General features: G+C 46.0%; 22 protein-coding genes. 2 read left to right on the top strand and 20 right to left on the bottom strand.

Annotated elements, in window-relative coordinates:
• Nucleotides 1–3 precede the first annotated feature (3 nt).
• From NSQ55_RS11625 to NSQ55_RS11535, 19 genes are read right to left on the bottom strand one after another with little or no spacing between them, the layout of a single operon-like run.
• A complete protein-coding gene (locus NSQ55_RS11625) occupies nucleotides 4–3,345 on the bottom strand; it encodes an amino acid adenylation domain-containing protein (RefSeq protein WP_339173442.1) in 3,342 nt (1,113 codons plus the stop codon).
• Nucleotides 3,346–3,383: 38 nt separating this feature from the next.
• Complete coding sequence (locus tag NSQ55_RS11620; RefSeq protein ID WP_076129939.1) at nucleotides 3,384–3,671, bottom strand: hypothetical protein; 288 nt, start codon at nucleotides 3,669–3,671, stop codon at nucleotides 3,384–3,386.
• 27 nt (nucleotides 3,672–3,698) lie between these two features.
• Nucleotides 3,699–5,351 (bottom strand): carbamoyltransferase C-terminal domain-containing protein, encoded by a 1,653-nt coding sequence (locus NSQ55_RS11615; protein WP_339173440.1) that lies wholly within the window; start codon nucleotides 5,349–5,351, stop codon nucleotides 3,699–3,701.
• Nucleotides 5,345–7,930, bottom strand: a complete 2,586-nt coding sequence (gene uvrA, locus NSQ55_RS11610; RefSeq protein ID WP_339173437.1) for an excinuclease ABC subunit UvrA — start codon at nucleotides 7,928–7,930, stop codon at nucleotides 5,345–5,347. Before uvrA ends, NSQ55_RS11615 begins: the two co-directional genes overlap by 7 nt.
• Complete coding sequence (locus NSQ55_RS11605; RefSeq protein WP_139329832.1) at nucleotides 7,923–9,656, bottom strand: hypothetical protein; 1,734 nt, start codon at nucleotides 9,654–9,656, stop codon at nucleotides 7,923–7,925. The genes uvrA and NSQ55_RS11605 overlap by 8 nt, the downstream gene beginning before the upstream one ends.
• Before the next feature lie 10 nt (nucleotides 9,657–9,666).
• Entirely contained in the window at nucleotides 9,667–10,860 is a 1,194-nt protein-coding gene (locus NSQ55_RS11600) for a glycosyltransferase (RefSeq protein ID WP_339173433.1), read from the bottom strand.
• A 2-nt stretch (nucleotides 10,861–10,862) separates the two neighbouring features.
• Entirely contained in the window at nucleotides 10,863–11,129 is a 267-nt protein-coding gene (locus NSQ55_RS11595; RefSeq protein WP_036685924.1) for an acyl carrier protein, read from the bottom strand.
• Between the two features lie 14 nt (nucleotides 11,130–11,143).
• Entirely contained in the window at nucleotides 11,144–12,313 is a 1,170-nt protein-coding gene (locus NSQ55_RS11590; protein ID WP_339173431.1) for a peptidase U32 family protein, read from the bottom strand.
• A 3-nt stretch (nucleotides 12,314–12,316) separates the two neighbouring features.
• Nucleotides 12,317–13,513, bottom strand: a complete 1,197-nt coding sequence (locus NSQ55_RS11585; protein ID WP_076129933.1) for a nucleotide disphospho-sugar-binding domain-containing protein — start codon at nucleotides 13,511–13,513, stop codon at nucleotides 12,317–12,319.
• Nucleotides 13,510–14,424 (bottom strand): NAD(P)-dependent oxidoreductase, encoded by a 915-nt coding sequence (locus tag NSQ55_RS11580; RefSeq protein WP_339173428.1) that lies wholly within the window; start codon nucleotides 14,422–14,424, stop codon nucleotides 13,510–13,512. Before NSQ55_RS11580 ends, NSQ55_RS11585 begins: the two co-directional genes overlap by 4 nt.
• Before the next feature lie 8 nt (nucleotides 14,425–14,432).
• The gene (locus NSQ55_RS11575) at nucleotides 14,433–15,914 is read right to left on the bottom strand and encodes a class I adenylate-forming enzyme family protein (RefSeq protein WP_339173425.1); all 1,482 of its coding nucleotides are present in this window, start codon (nucleotides 15,912–15,914) and stop codon (nucleotides 14,433–14,435) included.
• A 12-nt stretch (nucleotides 15,915–15,926) separates the two neighbouring features.
• On the bottom strand, nucleotides 15,927–16,721 hold the full coding sequence (locus NSQ55_RS11570) for an ABC-2 family transporter protein (RefSeq protein WP_036685913.1): 795 nt from the start codon (nucleotides 16,719–16,721) through the stop codon (nucleotides 15,927–15,929).
• Nucleotides 16,722–16,726: 5 nt separating this feature from the next.
• Entirely contained in the window at nucleotides 16,727–17,518 is a 792-nt protein-coding gene (locus NSQ55_RS11565) for an ABC-2 family transporter protein (protein WP_038570104.1), read from the bottom strand.
• Entirely contained in the window at nucleotides 17,515–18,522 is a 1,008-nt protein-coding gene (locus NSQ55_RS11560; RefSeq protein WP_076129930.1) for an ATP-binding cassette domain-containing protein, read from the bottom strand. The genes NSQ55_RS11565 and NSQ55_RS11560 overlap by 4 nt, the downstream gene beginning before the upstream one ends.
• The gene (locus NSQ55_RS11555; protein WP_218641646.1) at nucleotides 18,519–19,667 is read right to left on the bottom strand and encodes a DegT/DnrJ/EryC1/StrS family aminotransferase; all 1,149 of its coding nucleotides are present in this window, start codon (nucleotides 19,665–19,667) and stop codon (nucleotides 18,519–18,521) included. Before NSQ55_RS11555 ends, NSQ55_RS11560 begins: the two co-directional genes overlap by 4 nt.
• Before the next feature lie 12 nt (nucleotides 19,668–19,679).
• Nucleotides 19,680–20,537 carry a hypothetical protein gene (locus NSQ55_RS11550; RefSeq protein WP_076129929.1) on the bottom strand — a complete coding sequence of 286 codons (858 nt, stop codon included), beginning with the start codon at nucleotides 20,535–20,537 and terminating at the stop codon, nucleotides 19,680–19,682.
• Between the two features lie 26 nt (nucleotides 20,538–20,563).
• Nucleotides 20,564–21,259 carry a hypothetical protein gene (locus NSQ55_RS11545; RefSeq protein ID WP_036685905.1) on the bottom strand — a complete coding sequence of 232 codons (696 nt, stop codon included), beginning with the start codon at nucleotides 21,257–21,259 and terminating at the stop codon, nucleotides 20,564–20,566.
• A complete protein-coding gene (locus tag NSQ55_RS11540; RefSeq protein ID WP_076129928.1) occupies nucleotides 21,256–22,458 on the bottom strand; it encodes an electron transfer flavoprotein subunit alpha in 1,203 nt (400 codons plus the stop codon). Before NSQ55_RS11540 ends, NSQ55_RS11545 begins: the two co-directional genes overlap by 4 nt.
• Entirely contained in the window at nucleotides 22,455–23,258 is an 804-nt protein-coding gene (locus tag NSQ55_RS11535; protein WP_256715848.1) for an electron transfer flavoprotein subunit beta/FixA family protein, read from the bottom strand. Before NSQ55_RS11535 ends, NSQ55_RS11540 begins: the two co-directional genes overlap by 4 nt.
• A 222-nt stretch (nucleotides 23,259–23,480) precedes the next feature.
• Here NSQ55_RS11535 and NSQ55_RS11530 point away from each other — a divergent pair, with 222 nt between their 5' ends.
• Both NSQ55_RS11530 and NSQ55_RS11525 read left to right on the top strand, forming a co-directional pair.
• Nucleotides 23,481–24,467, top strand: a complete 987-nt coding sequence (locus tag NSQ55_RS11530; RefSeq protein ID WP_076129926.1) for a hypothetical protein — start codon at nucleotides 23,481–23,483, stop codon at nucleotides 24,465–24,467.
• Between the two features lie 33 nt (nucleotides 24,468–24,500).
• The gene (locus NSQ55_RS11525) at nucleotides 24,501–25,589 is read left to right on the top strand and encodes a hypothetical protein (RefSeq protein WP_076129925.1); all 1,089 of its coding nucleotides are present in this window, start codon (nucleotides 24,501–24,503) and stop codon (nucleotides 25,587–25,589) included.
• Nucleotides 25,590–25,785: 196 nt separating this feature from the next.
• On the opposite strand, the gene map is transcribed toward NSQ55_RS11525, so the two are convergent.
• Nucleotides 25,786–26,532: a type I methionyl aminopeptidase gene (map, locus tag NSQ55_RS11520; RefSeq protein ID WP_339173408.1), complete on the bottom strand. Its 747-nt coding sequence runs from the start codon at nucleotides 26,530–26,532 to the stop codon at nucleotides 25,786–25,788.
• Nucleotides 26,533–26,554 lie beyond the last annotated feature (22 nt).

The raw sequence follows: 26,554 nt of genomic DNA, 5'->3' as shown, positions 1-26,554 counted from the left end.
CATTTATCTCTGGCCTAATGTTCCTTCGCCTACTTGCAAAATTTCTTCCAATGACATTCCTAATTGAGATAACACTGATTTCGTCAGCTGTCCTTGGGCTGCAGCTGAGGACGGTTCAGACAGCATGTCCGCCATTCTTGCAATCGTAAATTCGCCTAGGTACAACTCCATAATGGTTATGTTTGTATTGAATCTTTTGTTGACAATACTAACTAGCTTTAGAGCTAATAACGAATGGCCGCCCAGATCAAAAAAATTCTCGGCAACGCCGATCGCACGGCCCTCCAAACTCAACAACTCTTGCCAGATAGATTCTATCTCTGCCTGAAACTCATTTTTAGGAAGTAGAGCGCTGCTCACTTCTTTAAATCTCACATCAGGCAGCGGAAGCGCCTGGCGATCAACCTTGCCATTTCGATTTAACGGAAATCTCTCAAGTTTCATAAAGATGCCAGGAATCATATAGGCCGGCAAATACGCTCTCGCATAGTTTCGCAGCTCCGCAGCAGCAATCTCTTCATCGCTCACATAATAGGCAATCATAAGCTGCCCCCCGTTATTCTGCTTCAGCGGATGGACAAGAATCTCTTTGATCCGGTTGTAACGGCGAAATACGGCCTCGATTTCACCCAGTTCTATCCGCGCACCGTTGAGCTTGATTTGTTGATCTGTTCTTCCCCCATAAATAATCGTGCCGTCTTCGAGGAATTTGCCCATGTCTCCTGTGCGGTACAGACGTTCAGCAGCAGGATGTCTGGAGTAAGGATTGGGTACAAAACTGTGGTTAGTCAGCTCTTCATTTCCGATGTATCCTAGGCCCACTCCTATTCCGCCAATACATATTTCTCCGTAAACCCCAACGGGAACCGGCAGAAGATACTTATCCAGAATGTAAATTCGGAGATTGGAAATCGGTTTGCCGATCGGAACACTTGAATGGCCTCGGCCTTCCGCACAGTCCCAGCAGGTTACATCAATGGCTGCCTCAGCGGGCCCGTACAAGTTGAACAAACGCGCAGCGGATTTAGAGAAAAAAGAATCACGTAATGTGGTACTCAGCTCTTCTCCACTGCAAATGACATTTTTAAGTGAAATGCAGTTTTCTATTGGAACGGAGTCCATAAACTGCTGCAGTATGGCCGGAACAAAATGAATGGTCGTAATATGCCTTTCGACAATCACATTCCCAATATATTCGGGATCATGCGGTTTATCCGGTCGGGCTAATACCAATTCCGCTCCATGCAGTAATGGCCACAGCAGCTCCCATACTGCCACATCAAAAGTGAGCGGTGTCTTCTGCAGCACTTTATCGGTCTCATCCAAACCAAACTGCCGCTGCATCCAAAGAAGCCGGTTGTATAATCCCTCATAGCTGTTCATCGCGCCCTTCGGGGTTCCGGTTGAACCGGAAGTATAGATAACATAGGCTAAATCGCTGGGCTCGGCCGGCTCATTGTGCACAATTTCACACCTTAAGTCAGCTGAATAAGAGCTAATCCCGACGAGGACCACCTTATGCATCGGTTTAAACAGAGCCGCATATTGTTCCTGGGTGATGATCAGTGCACACGACGACTCACAAATCATATGGGCCAGACGTTTGGAGGGCAGCTGTGGATCAAGCGGCATAAATGCCCCGCCGCATTTAATTACCGCCAGAATTGAGGTGACTAGCTCAACAGATCTCTCCAAGCCCAATCCAACAAGGCTGCCACGCCCGATCCCCAATTGCATCAGCCTCGAAGCAAGCATATCTGAGGCCAGATCAAGCTCCTCATAACTCATGTTGTCTTCTTCGCTCAAAAATACAGCCCGCAGATGACTATGCTTCTCAGCTTGTTTTTTGATCTGGCTTATGAACCTTCGGCTGTCCAGACAGCCGAAATCGGTACAAGTATCATTCCATTCGTAGATCACTTTATTGATTTCTTCCGCGGTCAAAAACATGTGGCTGCTAACCGTAGCCTCCGGTCGCTGCAGCAGCTGCTGGAGAATGTTAATGTAGTGGTAATGGAATTGCCTCAATGAGGCCGCGTACCATTTATCATTGTTGTATTCGTAAAATAATTGCACTCCGCTTCCGGTATCATTAAGCCCAATCGTCAGGTCAAAGGCCGAAGAGCTTTTATCTGCCTTTAACGCTTCAACAGTTAGGTTGGATAACTCCAAATCCGTTTTGCCGCTCTGCACATAAGTAAACATCGTTTGAAACAGCGGATTTTCCCCTGGCCTGCGATCTGGATGCATAATACTGACCAGCTTGTCGAAAGAGACTTGTTGATAGGCAATGCCCTCATTAATTGTTTCTTTCTCTTTATTCAAAACTTCAAAGAAGCTGTCTTCAGTCTGCACATTGGTGGTGAGTGGCAACGTATTGGCAAAAAAACCGATAAGATTCCTTACTTCAATGCGGTTACGGTTAGCCATGGTTGAGCCGATAATCAGGTTAGACTGACCGGTGTATCTAAACATCAGGACCCGGTAGGCTGCCAGCATAACGTTATAGACCGTGAATTCGGGGTGACGTTTTATAAAATCCAGCATTTCATTATAGGCATCCTGCGGCAACTCTCCCCCATAATTGCACTCCGAATCGGTTGGTCCAGCAGCTTCAGGCATTGCCGCAAGATTTAAATCAAGCCGCGTATCTGCCGAAGCTAACTTGTTGCTCCAATAATCCATTAGTGTTGAATTGCCGGCATTTGCAATATATTTTTGTTCCCAGACCGCATAAGCAGAATACTGTACCGGCAATTCAGGCAAGCGTGCCACCCTGCCTTCTTCCAAAGCGTTGTAGATCTCCCTGAATTCATTTGTAAAAATATCCAGAGACAACGCATCTGAAATGCTGTGATGGAAACGAAATATCAGTAAATGCTCGGTTGGGCTCATCTGCACCAGTACCGCCTCAAATAAAGAGCCTCCATTTAATTCGAACGGTTTATTAATCTCCATTACCAACCAATCCAGCGCCTGTTTCTCCATCTCTGACTCAAGACAATCCAGACGCTCAATCCTGACCGTTGCGGGCTGTGGAACCGTCTTTTGGTAAGGTTCCCCGTCTTTTTCGTAAAATACAGTGTCTAAAATTTGATGCCTTTCCTTCAAGATACCCAGACATTCAGTCAAGTGTTTATAATTCAGACAACCCTTCAAGCGGTATTGTATCGTCATATTGTAAGCGGAGCTGGTAGGGTTCAATTGATGCAAAAACCATAATCTGCGCTGAGCACCGCTCAGCGGAATATCAGTTAAATCGGAATCAGCACGGATAGGAGGGAGATTTCTATGCATTCGCTCGGCCTGCAGCAGCGCTTCCCAATTTGATAAACCTCGAGTCATACTTCATCCTCCCGATTCTTGGAATTAAAAATCATGCATCAGGAAATTGCCTTATCATTGAGCAACACTTTAAGACAGTTAATAATCGTCAGGGGAGACTCAAAGGTCTCCGGAGTGAGACAGTTGTCTGGAATCTGAACCCGGAAGACCTCCTCCAAATCGTACAGAAGATATAAAGCCCGAAACGAATTAACTCCCCATTCGCTTAAAGTTCTGTTCAAATCAGCAGCCTGTAGCGTCTCTTTCTGTTCTACTGTGGGTAAGGCTCCATTTTTGCGGATTAGTTCCATCACTGTCGCTTGGATATATTCCTCATCTCTGTTCATAACGGTCAAATCCCCTCGTTTCCCGTATTATTTTTCGATTAAGAAATTGCCGACCGCCAGCGCATCCATAGCGGTGGTATAGAAGGTTTTGATGGCGTCGTATGGAGTCTCACACACCGGTTCTCCTCGTGTGTTAAGCGATGTGTTCATTATCAGCGGAATTCCAGACAACTTATAATGCTCGGCAATAAGCTGATGCCAGACCGGATTCACCTCGCTTCGGACCGTTTGCGGTCTAGTGGATCCATCTACATGCACGATGGCAGGAACAGCTTGCCTTCTCTCTTCTTTGACTGTGTAGGCTTTCAGCATATACGGCGAATACTGCGCCTCCTCCACCAACCAATCCGAATGTTCATCCATAATACTTGGCGCCAGAGGTCTCCAGGATTCTCTGAATTTGATTTTTTGATTGACTTTTACATATGAATCATAACTTGCAGGACTGGCTGTTATGGAACGATTGCCCAATGCCCTTGGCCCCATCTCGGCTGCGCCTTGGAACCAGCCAATGACTTTACCTCTATCAATCAGTTCTGCCGTCTGCCGGCAAATATCGGATGAATAGTTATACTTCAAACCAAGCTTTTTTAACACCTCCGATATATGGTTGTCATCATAGGAAATTCCCCAGTAAGGAGTCTTCAGTCTGCCCTTTACAGGGAGAACGGAACGTTCTTTAGAGGCAATCATGGCAGCTCCGATACAGCCCCCAGCATCATTGGTTGCCGGTAATACGAAGATTTCATCGAACATTCCGAGGCGTTCCAGCCTTCCATTCGTCGTACAATTGAGAGCAACACCTCCGCCTATCACCAAATTTTTACTGTTGCCTTGCCGGATGGTCTGCTGGCAAAGATGCACAATAGTGTCTTCCAGCGCCTGCTGCGCCGATGCGGCAATATCTTTGTGCTTCTTGCTGTATTCGACCGTATAATTGAGCCCGCCATACAGTGTATTATTGCTATAGATACGTTTTGGAGGATCACCGAATTTACGGTACATTTCCTTCATCCATATTCGGGTCAGCTTGTTATACTTATCCTCCAAACCAAGCGAACTATCAGGTTCTCCGAAAGGAATCTCGTACCCGTCTTCCGTCAACCGTACAGAAAAGTCATAGACTGACTCTCCATAAGAGGCTAATCCCATCAGCTTTCCTTCTCCCGATGCTCCAAGCTGTAAATAATCACTGACTATGGAATAAAAAAATCCAAGCGATTGTGAAATTCCGTATTCTTGCTTAACCTCAATATGCTCATTCTTCCCATAGGCTACTGTGGTTGAAATATCGTCTCCTTGTCCGTCCATGACCAAAATCACCGCATCATCGAACCCGGATAAATAGTAGGCACTTGCCGCATGGCATAAATGGTGGCTGACCGAAATGATAGTGGGCATTTTTTTGCCTGATAATACCGGGTGCTTCTTGAATTTCTCCAATATCCCCAATTCTTCCGCTTTTTGCGGGTCCCATGATAAAGCAATCAGATCGATATCTTCAAAAGCAACGCCCGCTTGTGACAGACAATTGAGGAGCGACAAAACCGGGGGCTCTCCGTAAGCATGTTTTTTTCGGCAAAAACGCTCCTCCTCAGCATAGGCCACCAAAACGCCATCATGAACCAAACATGCCGCTGAATCATGTCCTAGCCCACCGCTTAAACCAAGAATTAACACGTATACTCCCCCTCTAAGTTTTGTTGATATTGATTGAGAAGCTGATTTACAATTCGACCTGTTTTGGAATTCTTGATTTCCGCGATGTTCTCTGGTGTGCTTTCACCCAAGACTTGTCCCCCCTCCAGGCCTCCCTCCGGCCCCATGTCAATAATCCAGTCCGCCATGACTAAGACATCGGTATTATGTTCTATCACAACGACAGAATTACCCGAGTCGACCAACTGCCCAAGCATATCAATCAGCTTAATCACATCATGCGGATGCAGGCCTGTTGTTGGTTCATCAAGCAAGTACAAGGTGTGGTGTCTACTGCTTTTGGAGAGCTCTCTGGCCAACTTTACCCGTTGTGCCTCCCCGCCGGACAAAGTGGTTGCCGGCTGGCCCAGAATTAAATAATCCAGCCCAATACGGCACATCACATCCAGCTTGTTATATACGGATGGTTCATCCGCGAACAGTTCCATCCCTTCTTTTACAGAGCAAGCCAATACATCTGAAATGCTATGGTTTTTATACTTTACATCCAGAATCTCCGGCTTAAATCGTTTGGTCCGGCATACAGGACATGGGGTCTCAACCGACGGTAGGAATTGCAAATTCACTTGCACAAGCCCGGCTCCCTGACAGCGTTCGCATCGGCCGCCGGGTACGTTGCAAGAAAAGTGTTTGGCCTGGAGATTACGCATTTTCGCTTCAGGCAGCGCAGCAAAAATATTCCTTATCGCCGTGTACACATCTGTGTAAGTTGCCGCGTTTGATCTTGCAGTCTGACCGATAGGGGATTGATCAAAGCTAATGACCTTATGCACATTCTCCCAGCCCTTAACATCTGCATAGGCATCAGTCTCGGTGCTTTGGGTAAAATGAAGCTGTGCGGATCGAGCCAGGACGTCGAACATAAGAGTCGATTTCCCCGACCCTGATACCCCGGTCAGCACAACGAGCTTGCCCAACGGGATATTCACACTTACCTCCTTAAGGTTATGGCGATTGGCGTTTGTAATCTCAATGCATTTCCCGTTTCCTCTACGGCGCTGTTCAGGAAGAACCACTGTATCTTCACCAGCGAAATACTGCCCGGTCCATGATCTGCTGCACTGAATCAGCTGCTGCACGGAGCCAGCCGCAACCACTTCTCCCCCTTGCTTGCCCGCACCCGGTCCGATATCAATAATGTAATCGGCCGCCCGCATAACATCCGGGTCATGCTCGATAACTAGAACCGTATTTCCAAGATCACGCAACTGCCGGAGCACCCGGAGCAGGCCTTCGGTATCTATCGGGTGAAGGCCAATTGTCGGTTCATCGAGAATATACAAAACTCCTGTTAAGCTAGCTCCGATTAATGAGACGAGCTTAAGCCTCTGCATTTCTCCCAGAGATAAAGAAACGGTGGATCGGTCCAAGCTTAAGTAGCCGACACCCACTTCAATCAAGCGAGCCAGCTTTTTTTCCATTTCGGAAACGATGTTCATAAGCGGATCCTGACTTCCCTCTAGCTGTTGAGCGGACACTTTACGCAACCAGCCAAGCAAATGGAAGAGCGGCATTGCAGATGCTTCGGTGATACTTTTCCCGGCTAGCGTAACCGCTCGACTGTCTGTGTTCAGCTTCGTACCGTGACAATCCGAACACTCTTGCAGATGAAAGAATTTTTCAATCTTCTCTCGATAGTCCGATTCGTGTCCGCGTTCCTTGTATCTGCGTTCCAGGTTGGTCAGAATTCCCTCGAACCTTCCCTCTGCAGCATAAGTTGGAGGGGTCTTCTCAGGAAAATGCCTGATAAATCGCTGGCTGTATACACCGAAATACAGCAGATCCCGTTCGACCGTGCCCAAATCTCTCAAGGGTTTATCAGAATCAAACACAAATCCGTAATAGTTACCGGCTGCAACCAAATTATCGGCCATTAACTGTGCTCCATGAGGATTGCTCCCCTTAAGTGCACACTGCTTCAAGCTGAGGCTGTCATTGAAAATTTCTTGTAAATTCGGTTTTCGTTCAACCCCCAAGCCCACACAAACCGGACATGCGCCTTCAGGTTTATTGAAAGAGAAATGGGACATGGTCAATGCTCTAAGCTCATGGCTGCACTCTGGGCACACGGCTTTGCCCTCATCGGAATAGGACATAGGAAGATCTTTAATCTCTGTTTCGATCGACTCATAGTTTTCCTGCCAGATGTCAGCACTACTTGGACCCTTGACTTGGCTTCCGCAATTAGGGCAAGGTCTTTCTCCGCTTTTGGTAAACAATATACGAAGCAAGGTGTACAATTCCGTTGTAGTTCCAACGGTTGACCGGGGATTTCGGTTAGTGTGGCGCTGGTCAATACAGATGGAAGGCGACAACCCTTCAATAGAATCAACCTTAGGTTTGTGGATAAAATCACTTATCATACCGAGCGAATCCATGTATTGCCTCTGACATTCCTGCTGCAAGGTATTCATGGCAAGCGTTGATTTGCCGGAACCAGACAATCCAGTTAACACCACTAGTTTGTTTCGGGGGATAGACAGAGATATATTTTTCAGATTGTTTTCTCTCGCACCTTGAATTTTAATCCAGTCATTCAATGTGATCGGCTCCTTCATGAGACATCGTCATATGCTGCCGTATGAATGTTATCCATTCGGTCTTCGCTTCAGAAATGTTCATCAGCTCACTGAAGCATGATTCATGGTTAAAAGCTACTAACAGATTTCCTTGCATCTTTGATGCTGGTTTTCGTTTTTTGCCGCTCCATATTTCTCCTTCAAAAAAACAATAGCTATCTTCATCAGTTATACAAACCCCGCCTTGAGACTGGTGGCTTTGATTTAACCAGACATACACCAACACTGTAAGGGAAGCAGGATCGGCGGTACCGTGACGTATTACTTGGTCCGCAGTCATCAGTCGGTCGTGTTCCCGAAATATGGATTTCTTCTTCAATAAATCCACATATTCAAAAAAATGCTGTCTCGTATTATAGTCGCTCAGGAACTGACGAATAAGCGGACTATTCATAGATGCGAGAACATAAGCCTGCGGTTTTGTTACTAATAGTGTCTGATAAGCATATTTGGCGTACGTATATACAGAATCCGGCAGATTGCAGCTATATCTCAGCATCGTTTGACGCAGCAACCGATGAAGTTGCAGCGGGTCGGCGCATTCTTTTAAACTGGGCATTGGGCATTCATCCATATATCTAATTCCCGTTGTTAGCGGACGCGAGAATTTAAATACAATACCATCCTTGAACCAGTTATTTAATTGCTCCACCATCCGGTCTGATAAATTCGAACTTCCGGCAGCAGACCAATACTCCCTCTCATTGAACAGCTTGCTGATTTCGGTCTGATAATAGTAAGTACCTGCATTTAATTTAACAATCCGATCTGTGAAAAACAGATATGCCTCTCCAGTGATGGAGACGAGCAAACAATCGTAATTAACTAAACGGAGCTGGACGATATCCGAAGCCGCCAAGCCGCATAATCGGAGCACCGCAAAATAAAATGACATAAGCGGCGTACAATTAGCGGTTAATGGAAAGTGATCTTCAGCCAAGGTCAACAATTCATCATAACTAAACGTTGGAGCAGTAAATTTGCTTGACCAGCTGCTGTTACGATCAGGCCGCTCAATCTGGAAATTGATATTTTCACTTGCAAAATGATATAAGGACTCCAGCGTCCCTAGAGCGGTTGGCTGAAACAGCAATGCTGCCAGATCAGCTACGCGCAAAGACAGCATATTGGATAGAATGGCCGCACATTCCAATTCAGAGTGCACTTCCCGGGAACGTATATTTCGTGGAATTGCCCGAGCGTATAAATTCGCCGGCAGAGGATCGTTGCTGTTTCTAACAATCTCCAATTCCGCTTCATTGGTCCACCAGAAGAGATCAGTCATGGAATAAGTATCGTAATAAATTAGATCGGCTTCGGCCGAACCAAACGGTAGCCAGCTTTTCTCGATCGTTACAACCTTCCATTCTTTTTTGTCTTCAACATAGCGCATAGTATAAATATGCTCATCCTTTAGCTGGTCAAACTCTTCATAAGTAAAGGTCAAAGTACAGGCAGCAACAATTTCAGCAAGACTTATTCTGACATTTCGCACGTTAAATTCTATGCAAGTCGGAACTGTTTTTTGTAAATACCCATGGAACCATGCCCGCTGTGATTCAGCTTCCATTTCATCTTCGAAATACTGGGTCTCCAGCCAAAGTTCAATATCTCCTGTTGTTAAAGCGCGATGAAGACAGTCGAGCAATGTAACGGAAATGGCGGATGTATCCAATGTCTTTTCCACACTCTTCACCTCACCTTGCTGACATTTCGGATTGCAGCATATTCTCCAGATACAGTTCGAATTTTTCAGGCTGGGCCTCCGTTATAAATTCCTGCGCGGCAGCTTTAGAGGCTGCAGAAATGGATTCGTAGAGTGTCCTGTCCGTCAGCAGCCGTTGCAAAGTCTCCACCCATATGGCAGTATCCTGTTCGGGAATAACCGGCATTGTATGTCCTGTTGCTTCATCCTTGTAAGTTTCCGTAATCGGCGTCACCGGAAGATTATAGTCAACCTTGCATTTCGATTGCATGAGGCCGCCTTGGTCGCTTGCAATAACAGGAATACCTCTTAGCATCGCTTCAATTACTGTCTGCCCAAAAGCTTCAGCGCAGATGGAAGGATGAAGCCACACTCGTACCTGTTCAAAAATCAAATTCATCTCGCGCTCCGGTTCAAGCAGTGTCACATTAGGCAGAGCACGTAAAGCGGATTGTTCCTCCTGCTTCAAATCGCCCCATGTAATTATCGCAGCAAAAGGATAGTCCGGAAAAGCTTGAGCCAGCTTCAGAAAAATGGATAAACCCTTTATCTCTGTAGGGTTGCATATCGCGATGTATCCTCTGTTGAAATTATGAAAGGTTGGAAAAATACCATCCCCATAAATTGGGAAACGTAGCGAAACAGCATTGGTATAACTACCCCATTCGGTGATATTATGAGCTACGAAATCACTGTCACCAATAAAGCCGGAGACCTGGGCAAGCTCCTGTCGGAGCAGCGGATTTTCGATCCAGCTATGCGGCCCAAAAGGGAGAGTGATCACATCATGACAAATCACAACCAATTTTGATGCGCTTCCAGCCACGAGCTTTATTCCCGCAGCAACCATGGTGTGGTAAGCCATATTCACAAGAACCACGTCCGGCTTGCCTTTTTTCATCAAATCCCCTGCTGTTCTGTATAACAGCATAACACTCGTGGTGAAATGGCATTCTACACCATTTACTGTACCCTGAAGACTATGCGCGGAACGAATAATATCGTTTACCCCATGCTCCTGCAGCTGTTCCTCCACCTGTAACAGAGAATCTTCCTGGTCTACCAGATGGACTACTCTACATTGATGTCCCCTGGCAGCCAGGGATTCGAATACTGCACGGTTAGCCTTGACGGCCCCTTGATAATAGGCAAAATAAGCACCTTCAGAAAGAAACAAAAGATTCATCGTCAGCTGCTCACCCTTTCCGACTGTCCCTCAATATATGCCGTCAATTTTCCGGTATCATTTAATAGTTCCAGTGCCAGGTCATCATCTTCAATGACGATTCCAAGCTGCTGTTCAATCTTAACGATAATCTGCAAAGCAATCAGTGAATCCATATGGAACGCTTCAAGTAAATCCGCTTGCGCATCCAGTTCCTCCATTGTAACCTCCTTGCTCAAGACCTCTGAAAAAATAGCGGCCAGCTTACCCAGAATCTCCTTGTTCTGCATGCTTTTATCTCCTCTCAGAAAACCTTTGGTTGCCGCTCTGCCGTATCTTGTACCAGCTGCTGCAGCATGTTCAAGCTCTTGGTCCGGGCAGAAGGATCAGGAAACGAAAGGGCTTCAACGGCAAATTGATCGCAATACCCGCATACCGCACAATCCAGCGACCGGCAATCGACTTCTTTGAAAAAATCAATAAAACCTTGCAGCTTAGAATTGTCAAGATAAACATCCAATAAGGTCAGGGCACGGATGCTCTGGCGGCTCTGCTGCGTTTGCCGGGAAAAAACCGCCTTTTCTCGTGTAACCGCACCGGCGGCTCTGCGATGGTTGGTGTGAACGATGTTCAAAATATCAGCCAAGTTCCCCGGATACTGCCTATCATGATAGGCTTTCGCCGCCTGCAACAGCCAGGCAGTAGATTTTGACCGGTCTGTCAGCTTAAAACGGTGTATGCCTATCTTCTCATATTCCGCCAAATCCTCAGGCCTGATCCAGCGCGCCTTCATGATATTCCCTGGATCATTAAATTTCTCGTAAGTGCATTTGACGGAGCAATAATCCATAAAGCTTTGGTTATCCGTTCCACGGTTGGATGAGCCATGGCTCATTACATTGTCATGATAGACCTGCATTGGACATTCATAGAGACAGGTCTGATTGACAATGACCTGGATTTCACATTCAACGCTGTTCTGTATACGTTCAAGCAGCCTGAAATCTCTGGCTATATTTTCTCTCACTGTGATCTCTTTGACGCCCATTGAATCAAAGTATTTTGCCCGTTCCACACTTTCGACCACCGCAAAGGAGGACAAGCTCACTTTGATCTCAGGATGTCTTCTCCTGCAAATATCCACAAGCAGCTGATTGGCTAAGGTGATCCAATCTACACCTATTTCAGCAGCCCAATCCATTTGATCTACAATTTGTCGGTAGCCTTCATCCTCATATTCCCTGTTGCCGAGACAGGAACTGTTCATCAAATAGTTAAACTCTTTGTTGTACATATGGGCCCGCTTAACCGCTTGTTCAATATTGCTCCGCGTACTTATCGGCATTGCCGCAGCCGATCTTCCGCTTCCACAGCCCTCCTTAGAAGAACCACCGAAGAAGCAGCTGATATATTCGTATCCGCCCAGCTCGTCAATAAGCTGGATATCGCCGTTATATGGAACAGATATCTTCATAAATTACACCTGCCAGCTATTTTTTTGTGCCAGTGCGATCAATGCAGCACAGCAATTCTCAGTTCCGCTTAAAGTCCTCAGCTTGGACCTATAATGCCCGCGAAGCTCAGCCAAATTATCGTTCAACGCTGTCTCAACAATCTTACGGATACGGCTTGGTCTGAATGCTTGAACGGGTAGTTTATAAGTGAGCCCAAGATTTTGGAGCTGCGTACAATTATAGTCCCGTTCAAAATGTTGACCGGGAATGGTTATGCTCGGAAGTCCATGCAGCATTGTCGTAAGCATAGTATCTTGTCCGCCATGAAAGATTACCAGAGCTGCTTCCGGCATAATTTCAGCAGCCGGGATAAACCAATGGAATTGAATATTGTCGGTATGGTCAGGAAGCGCCTTAAGCTCATAATGAAATCCGCATAAACAGGCAACACGGTAGGGTTGCTTGTCAAAGATCTCTTTGACAAGCTCAATATAAATTAAAGGGGGAATGGCACTAACGCTTAAATAAATAAAAATTAGCGGCTTGTCCTGCCAGTCCGGATGCCACTGCAGATTTGAAGATTGTCTTGCCTCCAAATCCAGAATGTAACCGGCGAAATCGCACTCCTTCAACGCAGCCAGCTCCGGCTCCAGTTCCGGTAGTGTCGGTGCCATTTTAATCGTTGCTCTTGAAAATAATAATTCAGCCAGATTGGAAACAGAATCCAGTGAATAATCCGCCAACACCTCGTTAAAAGCGGCGATAGCTTTGGCAGATCCCGGATACTGTAGGTTGGCCGGGAAGGCTGGATGGCTTGGCCAGCTCGCAATCATCAAAGCGGGAATCTGGGCCACGGCAGCTGAAATGGAAGCACTCGGACGAGACTCGGCAAATATAGCGTTGGGTTTAAAAGCCTGTATCGCCTTCAGTTCAGCCTCAACCGCTTGACGGATAAAGCCCGATTCTGCCATCCCTGTCCACTCCACATAATCGGCAGCACTGCGAACATCTCCGGAATTCGCTGAAGGAAGCGGAATCGGATAGTCATAAACCTGAAAGCCGTTGGCTCGGACAAATTCAGCAAGCTTGCCGCCAATCACAAAGCTGACCGTGCAACCTTGGCTTTGCAGAACCTTGGCAATGCCCAGCGTTTTGCTTACTGATCCTACAGAACCGGAGCTAGGGGGGCTTGGAAGAAGCATAATTCTTGGCGGACTCACAAACTATTCACCTCGCTTCTATTGGACATTTCTTCGATTAAATAAGGAATCGCATGGGCGTAAGTAGGGTATGCCAGCCGTACATCGGCATTCTTTTTTATCTTTTCGTTTCCCATACGTACGGAAAGGGCGCGTAAACCATGTATACTTAGTCTGATACGCTCAGTGACAGCCTCAGGAGAAATCCATTGTATTTCAGACAGTTGAGCATATTTCCGAACCTCTTTTATCAATTCCTCCTGTGTTAGAGGAAGATCATCACTCACGTTATAAATCTCTTGAACAATAAGATTGCTCCAGGCCAACTGCATCATTGAAATAACATCGTCAATATGCACTTTAGATGAGTAACTGCGTCCGTTCCCCAGCATCTGAGTGCAGCGCATTAATTGCCGGATATAATTATGCTCAAGCGGGCCGTACACTTCAGCGATCCTGAGAATGATATAAGAAAATTTCGCATGGGTGCAGTATTGCTGGACCAGCTGCTCCATTTCGAGTGTAATTCTTCCAAATGGATGAACGGGATGGCACAGTACAGATTCATCGGCCACACAAACGTTGTCGCTTCCATATACAGCCCCATTGCTTGCTACAATGAACTTGCCATACGTTCCGCTGCGCAAAAGTTGGTCCAGCAGATTCCGCGTCCCCTCTACATAAAGCTGCCTCATCCGGGACACAGAACCAGAATGTTTGCCGGCAAGATGATAGATGACATCAATATCCTCCCCTATGCCATCCATCGTTTCAGGGTTCAGAACGTCGCCTACCCACAGTTCCATACCCAATTCTGCAAGTGTTTCGCCAACGCCTTTTTCCTTCGGCAATACAAGCCCTCTGACAGCATGTCCCTGTTCCAGTAAACTGCTTGTTAACCTGCTCCCGATAAAACCGCTGCAACCTGTCACCAGAAATCTCATGGCGTCAGGATGTGACTGGCTGCTTGATTCTGATTTCTCAGCTTCTTCCCATAGCGACCCTTGGGAATGTTATCTGTCCACTTGATTACTCTAGGCACCTTATATGCCGCAAGTCTCGCTGAACAGAATCTGATAATATCATCGGCTGATACCTGGGCATCCAGCGGCACAATCTCCGCAATCAGCTTGCTGCCATAGTATTTATCGGAAACACCATATACAAGTGCTTCTTTAATGCCGTTATGGAGCAGCAGGACTTGTTCAATCTCTGCCGGATTTACCAAATGTCCGCCGACATTGATGTTATCAGAAAGCCGCCCCGACAAATACAGATACCCAGCCTCATCCAACCTTCCCAGATCACCCGTACGTACCCAACCCTGTTGAAAGACCTCTGCCTGCAACTCTGGCTGCCCGTAATACCCGCACGATATATGAGCGCCGCTGACCCATATCTCTCCCTCCTCTCCATGAGCAACTTCGTGCCCCTCCGGGTCAAGCAGCCGAATAGAAACTCCCAGATGTGGCTGTCCCACCGAATCTCTGATCAGTTCTTGCTCATTTGAAGGATTATAGGCAATTGCCCCACCTTCGGATGAACAGAACAATGAACGGATAGACTTGCCCGATAGCTTATAAAAGTCATTAAAAGTCGCTGCGTCCAGATGGGCAGAACAGCTGATGCACAGTCTCACTTTATCCCAAGCTACACTTGAGGATGACACGACTGACTCATTAAGCAAGGCATACATATAGGGAACCGCAAAAAGAATCGTTACCTCTTTGCGATTGATCTGCTCGCAAATTCTAGCAGGCATTGTTCCCTTCGACATGATTAATGTAGCACCGGCACAGAGGGCCGGTAGGACTACAGTGGTTAGCGTCGCGGGCAGCCACGGCGAAATCGGTGTGAACAGCTTGTCGTTTGCAGTAATCTCAAGCCCTCTACAGATAGCCATTACATTATTGTAGATGGCCCGATGGCTGAACTGTACACATTTAGGCGGTCCAGTCGTTCCTGAGGTATAAAAATTCAAAGCAATATCTTCATCAGACTGCTTATCTGCCTGTAAAAAAAGCGTCGCAGTCCTAAAAATAAACATCGGTACTCTGAGTACGAGCTCAAGCTGACTGCTGCCCTCCGAATCAATTGGATCGCAAATTAAATACTGACAATGGCTTGACGAGTGCATTCTCTCCAGTTCCGGTAAGTTCTTCACAGGTTCAAATGGGATCGGAACGGCTCCCGTATGCCAGCATGCAAGCCACAGCATGATAAAAGCAGATTTGTCTGCAACGGCTAAGGCAACTCTGTGCCCGGGCCGGATCCCCGCGAGATCCAGCTTCTCACTACTGTGCTCCAGTTCCTGCCGTAGCTCTTCATAAGAGATCGTTGATCCTTCATAATCAATGGCCGTAAGCCCTGGATTATTCAAGTAATTGAAATAAATCAAATCAAATATGGAAGAAGTGTCCACTTAGAATCCTCCTCAGCTTGAAGCACTTGCATATTTTTTCACTGCTCGTTTAAAAAACGCACTGGCTAACATTAGCAAAACCGCAGCTAGCAAGCTGCCTCCGAATAAATAGGACAGGCTTACCCTGCCCACTAATGCTTCTGCAGGAATAGAAACGATAAAGGCGACAGGAACGATCCAGGTAAGCGCCAATTGGATTGGTTTCTGATATACATTGACCGGAAATCTACCCATCTGCATGATACTGTCGAATATACTCAACATCGGACTTCCGGCATACCAAAACGCCAAAGAGCTTAATAATAGCAGTATTGAGTACAACAGCAGTAAAGCATTGCAAATGGCCCATACAAACATCAGACAAGTGGATATTCCTATCGCTTCTTGCATTTGAGAAACGCCAAGCACCATCACCGCTACTCCCACCATAACATCAAACAGATTAAGCGGAGACCAGTATCTCGTGCTCACATAAAATTGGGTCTCAATCGGTTTGAGCAGTGTTAAATCAAATCCTCCAGTCCATAGCTCCCCTTCCATCCCGGCTAATGAGCCAAGGCTTGGACCAACAAATAGATTTTTCATTGCCAAAATAAAATAGTAAACGCCCGATAATGCCAGCGTATCCGCAAAAGTCCAACTGTTAAGCGAATTTGTGTTGGAAAAGAGGATCGCGATCCCGCCAATCGTCCCGGTTAAATTAATTGCGGTATACAAAATTTTGATTAGAAAGTCACCGCGGAATGACGCTTCCTTTAGAAGCGCTGTAGAGAAAAACAATCTCAGCAAACGCATATATCTCAGCATGTTCCCTACCCTCCCACGGCCATGTATGCACGAATCCCTTTTTTCCACACTAAACGGTTACATAATATGATAACGACCGCCCAAATGAATTGAACAATTATGCCAAAAACAAGCTGTGAATGATCCAACTTTCCAAGGGAAAACTCTATCGGAAAGCTGATCATATATTGAAAAGGCAAATAATCCGAGATATCCTGCATAAATCCCGGAAGCAACGACGAAGGCGCTACCTGTCCGGCCAGCAAAAATACCAGGGTGTCGTTAATAGAAAGCAAGGACTTGATTTTATTGGTGAAAAATGCAAACAGGGAAAGTGTATAGGCCAGCATAAATCTGATTATTTGAGCCATGAGAAGAAGATAAACGGCCACCAGCAAGTCCAGACCGGATATAGCCAGTCTGAAGTTCAAAAAAATGGCAGCCACGCCGGCAACAAATATAACAAAAGGCATACAGACGATTTTGACAGCCAAATCTGACGCAACCACATCGTAAAAAGGCGATATCGGCCTCAACAATACAATCGACATCTTGCCGCCATAGATTTGATCGCCGACCGTCCAGTGTGAGGTAGGGTAGGTCAGCTGGTTCACAAGAATTAACAGAATATAATACCTCACAAAATCCTGCTGAGTGAACCCGGTTATGCTCCCATCCCCCGCAGCAACGGTCCAAACAAACATATAGATGATAGGTCCCATCATCCAACCAAGCGTCAATGTCCAGAAAAACCCTTTCTCAGCCATAAACCCGAACATAGTCCTACGTATCAGCGCAAAGCCTCCGCGAAAATTCAAAGGAGCCTCCCCTCTCGATACACTTCATCAATTACAGAATCGATTGGAGCATCATTGATTGTTACATTTCCAATGCAATAGCTATTAAAGATTTCTGAAACAATCTCAGGTACAGCTTCCTTCTGAATCTTAAACAATACGTAGCTTTCCGCAAGCTCCATGACCTGCAAGCTGTCAGTAAACTTCTCCTTTAGCTCTTCAATTGTGCCCGTTACGTCTTCATCCATAAAACTGACTTTGAGAATGCGGTAGGGAGCTATTTTACCGCTCAGCTGCTCCAGAGATCCGTCGTATAACAGCTTGCCTTGATTGATCAGTACAACCCGTTTACAAAGGGAAGAAATATCCTCCATATAGTGACTGGTAAGCAGGATGGTTGTCTCATGTTTTTGGTTATACTCCTTGATAAAACTGCGAAGCCGCAGCTGCATGCTGACATCTAGCCCCAAAGTAGGCTCATCCAAAAACAATACACGTGGCTGGTGTAACAACGCTGCTGTTAATTCACACTTGGAGCGTTCTCCCAAAGAGAGATTCCGCGCCTGATTCTTAAGCAGATGCCCTATATCCAGCAGTTCTTTTAGCTCATTGAGTCTTTGTTTAAAATCAGCATCAGAGACTCCGTATATTTCCTTCATCACAAAGAAAGAGTCCTCGACCGTAATATCCCAGGTTAACGTCGATTTGTTCCCCATTACCATACTGATGTTGCGCAGAAACTTATGTTGGCGTTCCCACGGTTTGAAGCCATAGACGGAAATGTCGCCTGATGTCGGATACAGGATACCGGAGAGCATCTTCAGCGTGGTTGTCTTTCCCGCGCCGTTAGGTCCGATGAACCCGACAATTTCTCCCGGCTCAACCCTGAGGTCGATACCTTTTACCGCCTCAACTTCGTTGTATTCCATTTTGATCAGACTTTTAAACGCATGCTTTAACCCATGTTCTCTTACAGGGACGCGATAGACCTTTCTCAGATTATCAATAATAATGCCCTCTTTCATTGCTGCCCCCTTAACTCTGCGACCACACTTAAGAATACAGCCAAAACATAATCGATCTGCTCATCAGTCAAATTGGGATAAATCGGCAAGCAGATATGACGCCGACAATAATCATCCGCTAGCGGATATTCCCCACTGAACTGTAGGGAAGCAGCGATCGGCTGCCTATGAAGCGGCGTTGCATATACCTCCCCTTGGAGCGAAACGCCTTTCTCCTTGAGTCTGTCCTTCAAATCGGAACTATCAACGTCCAAAGGCACTATAACAATGTACTTATACCAACTGCATCTGTCCTGCGGCATCACAATCTCGAAATCAGGAAGATTTTTCGTAAAGAAGGAAGTATAACGGTTGGCGATCGCTTCCCGTTGTTCAATGATCGCGTCGAGTCGCTCAAACTGGGTAAGCGCTATCGTAGCTGTGATATCACTCATTCGATAATTGTTGCCAAGCGAGGTGTGGTAAGTCTCCCAGGGCTGGGGCTTGCCATGATTGCGGAACATTCGCAGCTTCTCAGCCATTGAATGATCGTTTGTGACAATGATCCCTCCTTCCCCCGAGGTAATGATTTTCGTGGCAAAAAAGGAATAACTTCCGGCAATTCCGAAAGCTCCCGCACCTTTTCCAGCCATCCTGCTGCCATGTGCATGAGCGGCATCTTCAAATAACCAGAGCCCCTGCTCATCGCACCATTGCCTGATTTCTTCAATCTCCGGTGTAACAATTCCGCCAATATGTACGATAATAACCCCTCGGGTACGACTTGTGGCCTGCTTCTTTATTTCAGCCAGCGACACCGAGAATGTACGGGGATCAATATCAACAAGGCGAACATGCCCTCCGGCAAACAGGACACTGGAAGCCGTGGCAATAAACGTATTTGCCGGAACCAGCACTTCCTGCCCCTTTACTTCGAGCACTCTCATTACCGCTTCAATCGCACTTGTACCCGAATTAACCGCAATGGCATGAGTAACTCCTACATACCGGGCAAAACGTTCCTCCAGCTCCTGTACATACCTACCCTGACTCAACGCTCCTCTCGACAGACAATCATCAATTCGCTCCATAATGATACGCCGCTCCTGCTCAGAAAATGCAATATCGAGTGCGGGTACATCCATAACACCTTGTGTCAACTGCATGACGAACCTCCTCTACCAGTCATAGACTACAGTTTTCCCTTCAAAAAAGCCTTCCGCCGCTTGCCTGATAAATTGCTCCATATGTTCCGCATGAATATGTTGGGCAATTAGGCTGGTTACTTCAAGCTCTTGCTTCCCAATTCTGCGAGAGATTTCCTGAATACGGTCATGCGTTATGGATTCCTTAAGTATTCCAGGTCTTGTCAGATCAATAAATTGTATGTGCTGGTCTGGTGGATCGTTTTTTAAAGCCGAATGCCGTTGAACCTGCGAGAGCAGGTCCGAATCAAGTGCAACAATGGCTCTCTCCTCGCAGTCCCACACACCGCTATTTAACCCGGCCCAAATCTCATCCTTGGCCTCCTTCTTTTCAACACTGAAGCTCAAATCTTCATCCTGCTCAAGCAACCTTAATAAAAGCTTTCCTAGCAGTCCCATTCCCCACAGTTCCACCGTTTTAATGCCTTCATCTGCCAGCTCTTCACACACATTTAGTGCCACACAAAACATAGGAACAAACGCAGCTGTCACAGGGTCTAAGTCGTTGGAAATAAAGATCTGACCATCCACCCCACTGTGCAGAGGGACACATACATCCTTTGTATAATGAGGAGAAAACACAAGAGCTTGGCCTACGCGATGCTCTGCTCCAAGCCCCGCTTTAGTCACTACTCCGACACTGGAGTAAGGATAATGCCCTGGTAAATGGCATGCCCCATGAAAAAGCTGCAAGCAGGATGGGTCCTTTACCGTTCCCGTTAAAGTAAAACGGTTGGTAATGAACAATTCATTAGGACCCGGTTCCGCCTTGCGAGCAGTGGTGAAGTGTACACTAGGCTGAGGCCCCGATTCAGTGAACTTATTGTACATAGCCGAAATAACCGTCTCCTTACTGTTTATATATGGTCAGGTATCCAGGTATAACGTCCGCCCACCATAGGCGAGTGGAAATTCGGCATCCAGCCATGTGCTGTAAACTCGCCAGCCGAGTCGAAACCAACCACAAGCATCGCCTTTCCTTCATATTTGCCGTTGGTAATCCACATCTTTGTCCTTATATCCGGTGTTTGTCCTGTCAGATGCCTCATGCGGGCGACAAATACCAGATACCGCTCCAGACTCATTCCCAATTTTCCGGTTTTCTTGTATGTACGCTGTATTTCCACAGCCGTCCGATCCAGCATATCCGGTTCGGTTGTCCGCGGAACGGTGAACCAGAAATCCTCAATTTCCGGAGTTGCTGCGACCAGTTCACTCTCCAGCGCCCAATTGCGGATATTAAACAAGCAGCCTAATTGCTTGCGACTGACGCCTTGGGGAACACATAAAATGATCTCGTTTCTTCGGTCCGCTTCTTCTAATTCTTCTCTCGTAAACTGCGGCATCCGAAGTGAAAATTTTCGCTGGATGATATATTCGATTCCTAATGTTCTGTACCAATTCTCCATCTCGCTCCGGATGTATTCCGGAGAATATGTGTCGTGGACATCACTTTGAAACCTGAACATATCCTCCTTCTGAAGCAAGTGCTCATCGAGCATGACGCCAATCGTATGCAGCGTTTGTTGTCTTAATAGCTCCTTCTCAATCATCGCCCAACCTCCTGTACTGTGTTCAATGCCGACAATATTTCAGGTATGACTGTAAAAAGATCGCCTACGATCCCATATGTGGAGTAATCAAAGATAGGTGCATTGCGATCCGTATTTATTGCAATTATCGTCTCCGAATGATGCATCCCAACCTTATGCTGCACTGCCCCAGACACTCCGCAGGCAATGTACAGTTTGGGCTTGACCATTTTACCTGTCAGTCCGACTTGATGCATACTATCCATCCATCCACATTCTACAAGCGGTCTGGTAACCGCTACTTTCCCCCCAAGCGCATCGGCGAGCGCATAGATTAAACGAAGATTGTCTGCGTTTTGAATGCCTCTCCCGGCAGCAACAATAATTTCTGTAGTCTCGATGTTCTCCTTGCCCGCGGCTTCTTCAATTACTCCCATAAACTGCAGGACTGAGGAAGAGCAAGAATACTGGGAGCTTAGATCAACAATCTTGCCCTGCACGACGTGTGCGGTCTCAGCAGCGGAATAAAAATTGGTTTTTACAGTTGCCATTTGCGGCCGTCTTGCCGGTATTTTTATCTCAGCGAATTGCTCGCCCATTTGCGTCGGTCTGGTAATAATAAAATCCCCATGATCCGGTCCCATCTTCAAATCGATGCAATCGGCGCATAGCCCCGTCCGCAGGCGGACTGCAACTCTGGGGAAAATAGACCTCCCCCATGCGGTAGCCATACCTAGCACGACAGACGGTCTTTGATCCCGGAGCACCGCAGAAATCAAATTATAATGAATATCTTCGGCGTAACGCTGTATGCCCGGTTTGTTCACCATCCACACTTCATTTACTCCCCATTGAAGCAGACGCTGGGCTAGGTCTTCTATACGCTCTCCGACCACCAAAGCACAAATGCGCTGGGCTCTCATAGCCTGCAGCTGTTTTGCTGCGCTAACCAGTTCCGGAAAATATGAAGAGAGCGCGCCTTCAGCATGTTCCACAACAAGGCAAATACCTTCATGCTCAGGGTACGGTTGTCTGGTCTCCTGTACCCTGTCTTTCATTATAATGGCTTGGTTAGGACAGCAAGACGTGCAGACTGAGCAATAAGTACATGCCGCAACGTCGATACGCAAGCCCTCATCCTCATCTTTGATTGCAGCCGCGGGACAGCGTTTTAAACACAGGAGGCAATATGTGCATTGTTCCTGATCAATCCTAATCATCCACTTCTAACCTCGCTGATTTTGCTGATTATCGGCTCCAATACCCGTAGATATTCATCGCTTTCTAGCAAAATCCCCTTTCTTTCGGAGTGCTGTTCGTACACTGAAACTACTTCAGTAGCCGAGCCTGCCAAACCAACCGTCTGTGGGTCAAGGCCAAGGTCATGACACGACCATACCAGAATATCCTTGGTTCTGGCATGCAATTTGGCAGCAATTGTTAGCGGTTTCAACTCAGAGACGGCTGTCATTCCACCAATACTCAATACTGCCGGAAGCCGGCAAGACTGTCTGGTTGTTACCCCTTCGTCATGCTGGCGGTGGAACAATACCTCATCAGTCGAAATATCCTCAAACCGTGTTACATTTATCGCGTGGGGGATATCTAGATACTCGCCGATTCCCGGACCTACCTGACCGGTATCACTGTCGGTTGAATGGCTGCCGGTCAGAACCAGATCACATCCACCAAGCTTCTCAACAGCACGAGCCAGTACCAGCGATGTCGCCAATGTATCCGAACCGGCAAAAGAAGCGTCGCTGAGCAGGACAGCCTCATCGATCCCATAACCCATGAACTCCTGTAGAACCGTTTTACAACCGGGAGGGGCCATGGAAATAAGAGTTACATTAGCATTACAGCTATTCTTCAGCTCCAATGCCACATGGATGGCTTGCCGGTCCGGATAGTTTAGCTCAAAGGTTGCCTTCGGTGGCGGTGAGGCCGAGATCTTACGGCCATCATCAATGCCACGCACATTGTATTTGTTCACGTGTGCAATAAACTTTAAACAAACCACTATTCGCAATATATCGCTCCCCCCATCACATTCTGCAGCTTTTTTTACCAGAGAAACGTATGCCAAAATGTTTCCAAAAGTACTATTCTTCGCCAGATTACCACTTCCCTTTATTATCATAATATGATTATCATCACATAATTGGAATGAACAATTATTATAGTATAATAATGTCATTTATTTCATTTTTATTTAAATATAATGGAAATATGGAGGTGTAAATTGAGTAAAATTACTTTACCCGTTTCCGATCCACTAATAAATACTTCCAACACTTATGGGACTTTGTTTTCTATTATTTCTTCGGATAACCGCATATGGCCCTGGGTTTATTCCAACTTCATTCAGCTGAGATATGTAACGGATTGGGAAACTTACTTTTTTGACAATCATGAGCTTCTTGTTGATTATTGCCCATTTCTCAATAAGTTCATATTGCCTAGAACCATCATTTCCAAGTGGTCTTCCTTTACGGATTTCGTTGTAGACTCTATCAACGGCGATTGCTATGTATGGTGCCATCTCGACCGGTACTTTATATCTGCATATCAGGAGTTCGGCCAAGAGCACCGTTTTCACGAGACATTAATTTACGGCTACGATCTTGATCGCCAAACAGTCTGCATTCGGGACAATATTACGGGCGGTAAATTTATGACCGCTCAATGCACCTTTTCCGAACTGGAATCTGCCTTTGACTATCTGTGCAGAGAAGAAAATTTTATTACGCGTGTAACTTTGCTTAGCAAAATCGATGCAGAATTTGATTTAAACGTCGAACAGATTGTCGACAGCTTGCAGCGATATCTATCCTCCAAGCGCACATTTGATTTTATTAACCATACCACTACCAGCATTTATGGACAAAGTGTGTACCAACACCTCATTTATCAAATGGAGCACCCTAAAGAGGATGACCCTGAGCTTGACATTAGAGCTTATCATTTGCTGTGGGAGCATAAGAAGCTTATGGTTTTAAGAGTTAAATATCTCCAACAAATAGAACTCCTGATGCAATGCAACCGATGGATTGAACGTTGTACTGAGCTTGAAGAACGTTCTCTTCTGAACAGAAATATGGTGCTTCGGTATAATCTGTCCATGGACCCCAAGGTGCTAGACGCACTCAAACATTCTCTGTTGACCATACAAACAGACGAAGCCAAATTATTGGGCGAAATAATAAGCGCGCTCGGCTCCAAGGGATGAATTGGAGAATTAGCAGCAGTTGGAGGGACAATTATGCAGACGTTGCAGACGTTAGAAATGGAATATTACTATAATTCTGCAGGGGAGCCTATTGCAGAGGTACAGTCACTGGGAAACTGCTATACCCGTAATATTTTTTTCATGCTAAAAAGGTATGTCAATGACTCTAGCGTATTGTACAAGATGTTTTTAGATGATTTTAATCTGAAATTAGTTACCCATACTGACAGTGACCAGTTTGAATTAAGCTTGAACGAGATCAAAGATCCCGAGGATTATATAACAGTCGCTAATAAACATACTTTTAGCAACAATGCAGAGGCAGCCATCCAGACGATAGAGACACTGTTAGCAAATAACGAAGTCGTATTTGTCAATACGTTAATGAAACGAGTCCCCTTTTATAGAACATTTGAATTAAGCCCGGCTCTGGAAACAGATCATATTGTGGATGGGCATATATTTTTGATCCTAGGGCAGACGGCAACTGATTTTTATTTCTTGGACAATTATATAAATTACAACAAAGAGTATTTCAAGCCTTATCCGCATAACAAAAATATCGGTCAAGATGCCAAAACTTCGTTTATGGATGCCTACAATCGGCAGTTTTCCTGTTTCACAGTGCATCCTAATCAAGATGAGCTTGCTGAATTGCCAGCCCGAGCCTCGCTCATTTTAAGAACCGCGCTATCGAATTATTATAAGCCGCCCTCTTGTACCGAAGGACGCCTTGAATATATCGGACGATCAGCTATCCAGGAACTGAACAATCTGTTTGCAAGTGGACGCTTCATCCTCAATACAAAGATTTCAAACCGCCCCCATGACCTTTACTCTTTAACCCGGACGACGCTCACCCGTCATTCAGATAGAAAAAAAGTATTGCTGTTGCTGCTGAATTCCTTAGCGAATCCTAATGCTCTCAGCGATGTCATTCATTATGCTCGGCAAAGCATCGAACAATGGGAACTTTTAAGGAATGTTATGACCAGGCAGTATATCATGAATGAATTTACACTTACTGACCAGATGGAAGAATACATGGCCTATGTCCTTCATGCGGAAGACCTGTTTTATCATTCCATTGAAAAAAACATCGATAACTTATGCCAAATATAGGATATAAGCGTAACGCCTCATCCTAGAAAAAAAGAGACTTGTCAAATAGACAGGTCTCTTTAAAGTATTTACCGCATTGCCACTTATCACGGCTAATAACAACTTCGTTAACGACATGGAAGGAACGGAGGGTCCGGGTAAGGGCTTTTGCTCATATCCCCCTCCATCCTCCACCCCTTTAAGTCGCTATTCGAGCTTACACACTAGTCAGAATAACAGGCTCACCTTTAGTCACGATAATCGTATGTTCAAACTGTGCTACCCGACCGTTATCTACAACACTTAGCGTCCAGCCATCCGATTGCTGCTCCACATAGTCCGCTCCAGTCGAGAGGAAGGGCTCTATCGTAATTACTTGTCCTTCCTTTAGCACCGTGGTCACTCTTGGATTATAGAAGGGTAGAATTTCAAAAGGTTTCTCATGCAGTGATTTGCCAATTCCATGGCTGCACAGATTACGCACCACTCTATAACCGCGTTTGCGAGCTTCAAGTTCCATCATTCTGCCGATCTCGTTAACCTTCATTCCTGCCCGCAGATGATTGATCACACTCATCATGGTTTCCTCTGTACTCCGGCATAAACGCAGAATATCATCGTTATAGGGCGGCAGTTGAAAAGAAACGCCAGCATCCCCATAATACCCATTCAGCTCAGCAGAGACATCAATGTTGATCAAATCGCCAGCATTAATCACTCTCGGACCCGGAATACCATGAGCAACCTCTTCGTTCACACTGATGCAGGTGCTGCCCGGGAAATTATAAGTTATCTTCGGGGCTGAGGATGCTCCGAAGCTTTCCAGAATCTCAGCTCCAATAAGATCTAACTCCGCAGTCGTTATCCCAGGGGTTACTTTCTTTTTCATCTCGACGATGGTGTGGCCCACCACTTTTCCAATAGCTTTTAACCCTTCTAAATCTTGTACCGTATCACTTGTCATCCAACACACATTCCTCTCACTT

The organism is Paenibacillus sp. FSL H7-0943 (genome assembly GCF_037963265.1).
Taxonomy (GTDB): Bacteria; Bacillota; Bacilli; order Paenibacillales; family Paenibacillaceae; genus Paenibacillus_AQ; species Paenibacillus_AQ odorifer.
The sequence above is the reverse complement of the archived record's forward strand: the minus strand, read 5'-3'. Positions and strand labels throughout refer to the sequence as shown.

What these genes read in the sequence shown, in the direction of transcription:
- NSQ55_RS11620 (WP_076129939.1), bottom strand. Translation starts at nt 3,671, where the DNA reads ATGAACAGAGATGAGGAATATATCCAAGCGACAGTGATGGAACTAATC.
- NSQ55_RS11525 (WP_076129925.1), top strand. Translation starts at nt 24,501, where the DNA reads ATGCAGACGTTGCAGACGTTAGAAATGGAATATTACTATAATTCTGCA.
- NSQ55_RS11545 (WP_036685905.1), bottom strand. Translation starts at nt 21,259, where the DNA reads ATGATTGAGAAGGAGCTATTAAGACAACAAACGCTGCATACGATTGGC.
- NSQ55_RS11590 (WP_339173431.1), bottom strand. Translation starts at nt 12,313, where the DNA reads ATGAAGATATCTGTTCCATATAACGGCGATATCCAGCTTATTGACGAG.
- NSQ55_RS11600 (WP_339173433.1), bottom strand. Translation starts at nt 10,860, where the DNA reads ATGAATCTTTTGTTTCTTTCTGAAGGTGCTTATTTTGCCTATTATCAA.
- NSQ55_RS11540 (WP_076129928.1), bottom strand. Translation starts at nt 22,458, where the DNA reads ATGATTAGGATTGATCAGGAACAATGCACATATTGCCTCCTGTGTTTA.
- NSQ55_RS11550 (WP_076129929.1), bottom strand. Translation starts at nt 20,537, where the DNA reads ATGTACAATAAGTTCACTGAATCGGGGCCTCAGCCTAGTGTACACTTC.
- NSQ55_RS11625 (WP_339173442.1), bottom strand. Translation starts at nt 3,345, where the DNA reads ATGACTCGAGGTTTATCAAATTGGGAAGCGCTGCTGCAGGCCGAGCGA.
- NSQ55_RS11595 (WP_036685924.1), bottom strand. Translation starts at nt 11,129, where the DNA reads ATGCAGAACAAGGAGATTCTGGGTAAGCTGGCCGCTATTTTTTCAGAG.
- map (WP_339173408.1), bottom strand. Translation starts at nt 26,532, where the DNA reads ATGACAAGTGATACGGTACAAGATTTAGAAGGGTTAAAAGCTATTGGA.
- NSQ55_RS11555 (WP_218641646.1), bottom strand. Translation starts at nt 19,667, where the DNA reads ATGCAGTTGACACAAGGTGTTATGGATGTACCCGCACTCGATATTGCA.
- NSQ55_RS11570 (WP_036685913.1), bottom strand. Translation starts at nt 16,721, where the DNA reads ATGCTGAGATATATGCGTTTGCTGAGATTGTTTTTCTCTACAGCGCTT.
- NSQ55_RS11560 (WP_076129930.1), bottom strand. Translation starts at nt 18,522, where the DNA reads ATGAAAGAGGGCATTATTATTGATAATCTGAGAAAGGTCTATCGCGTC.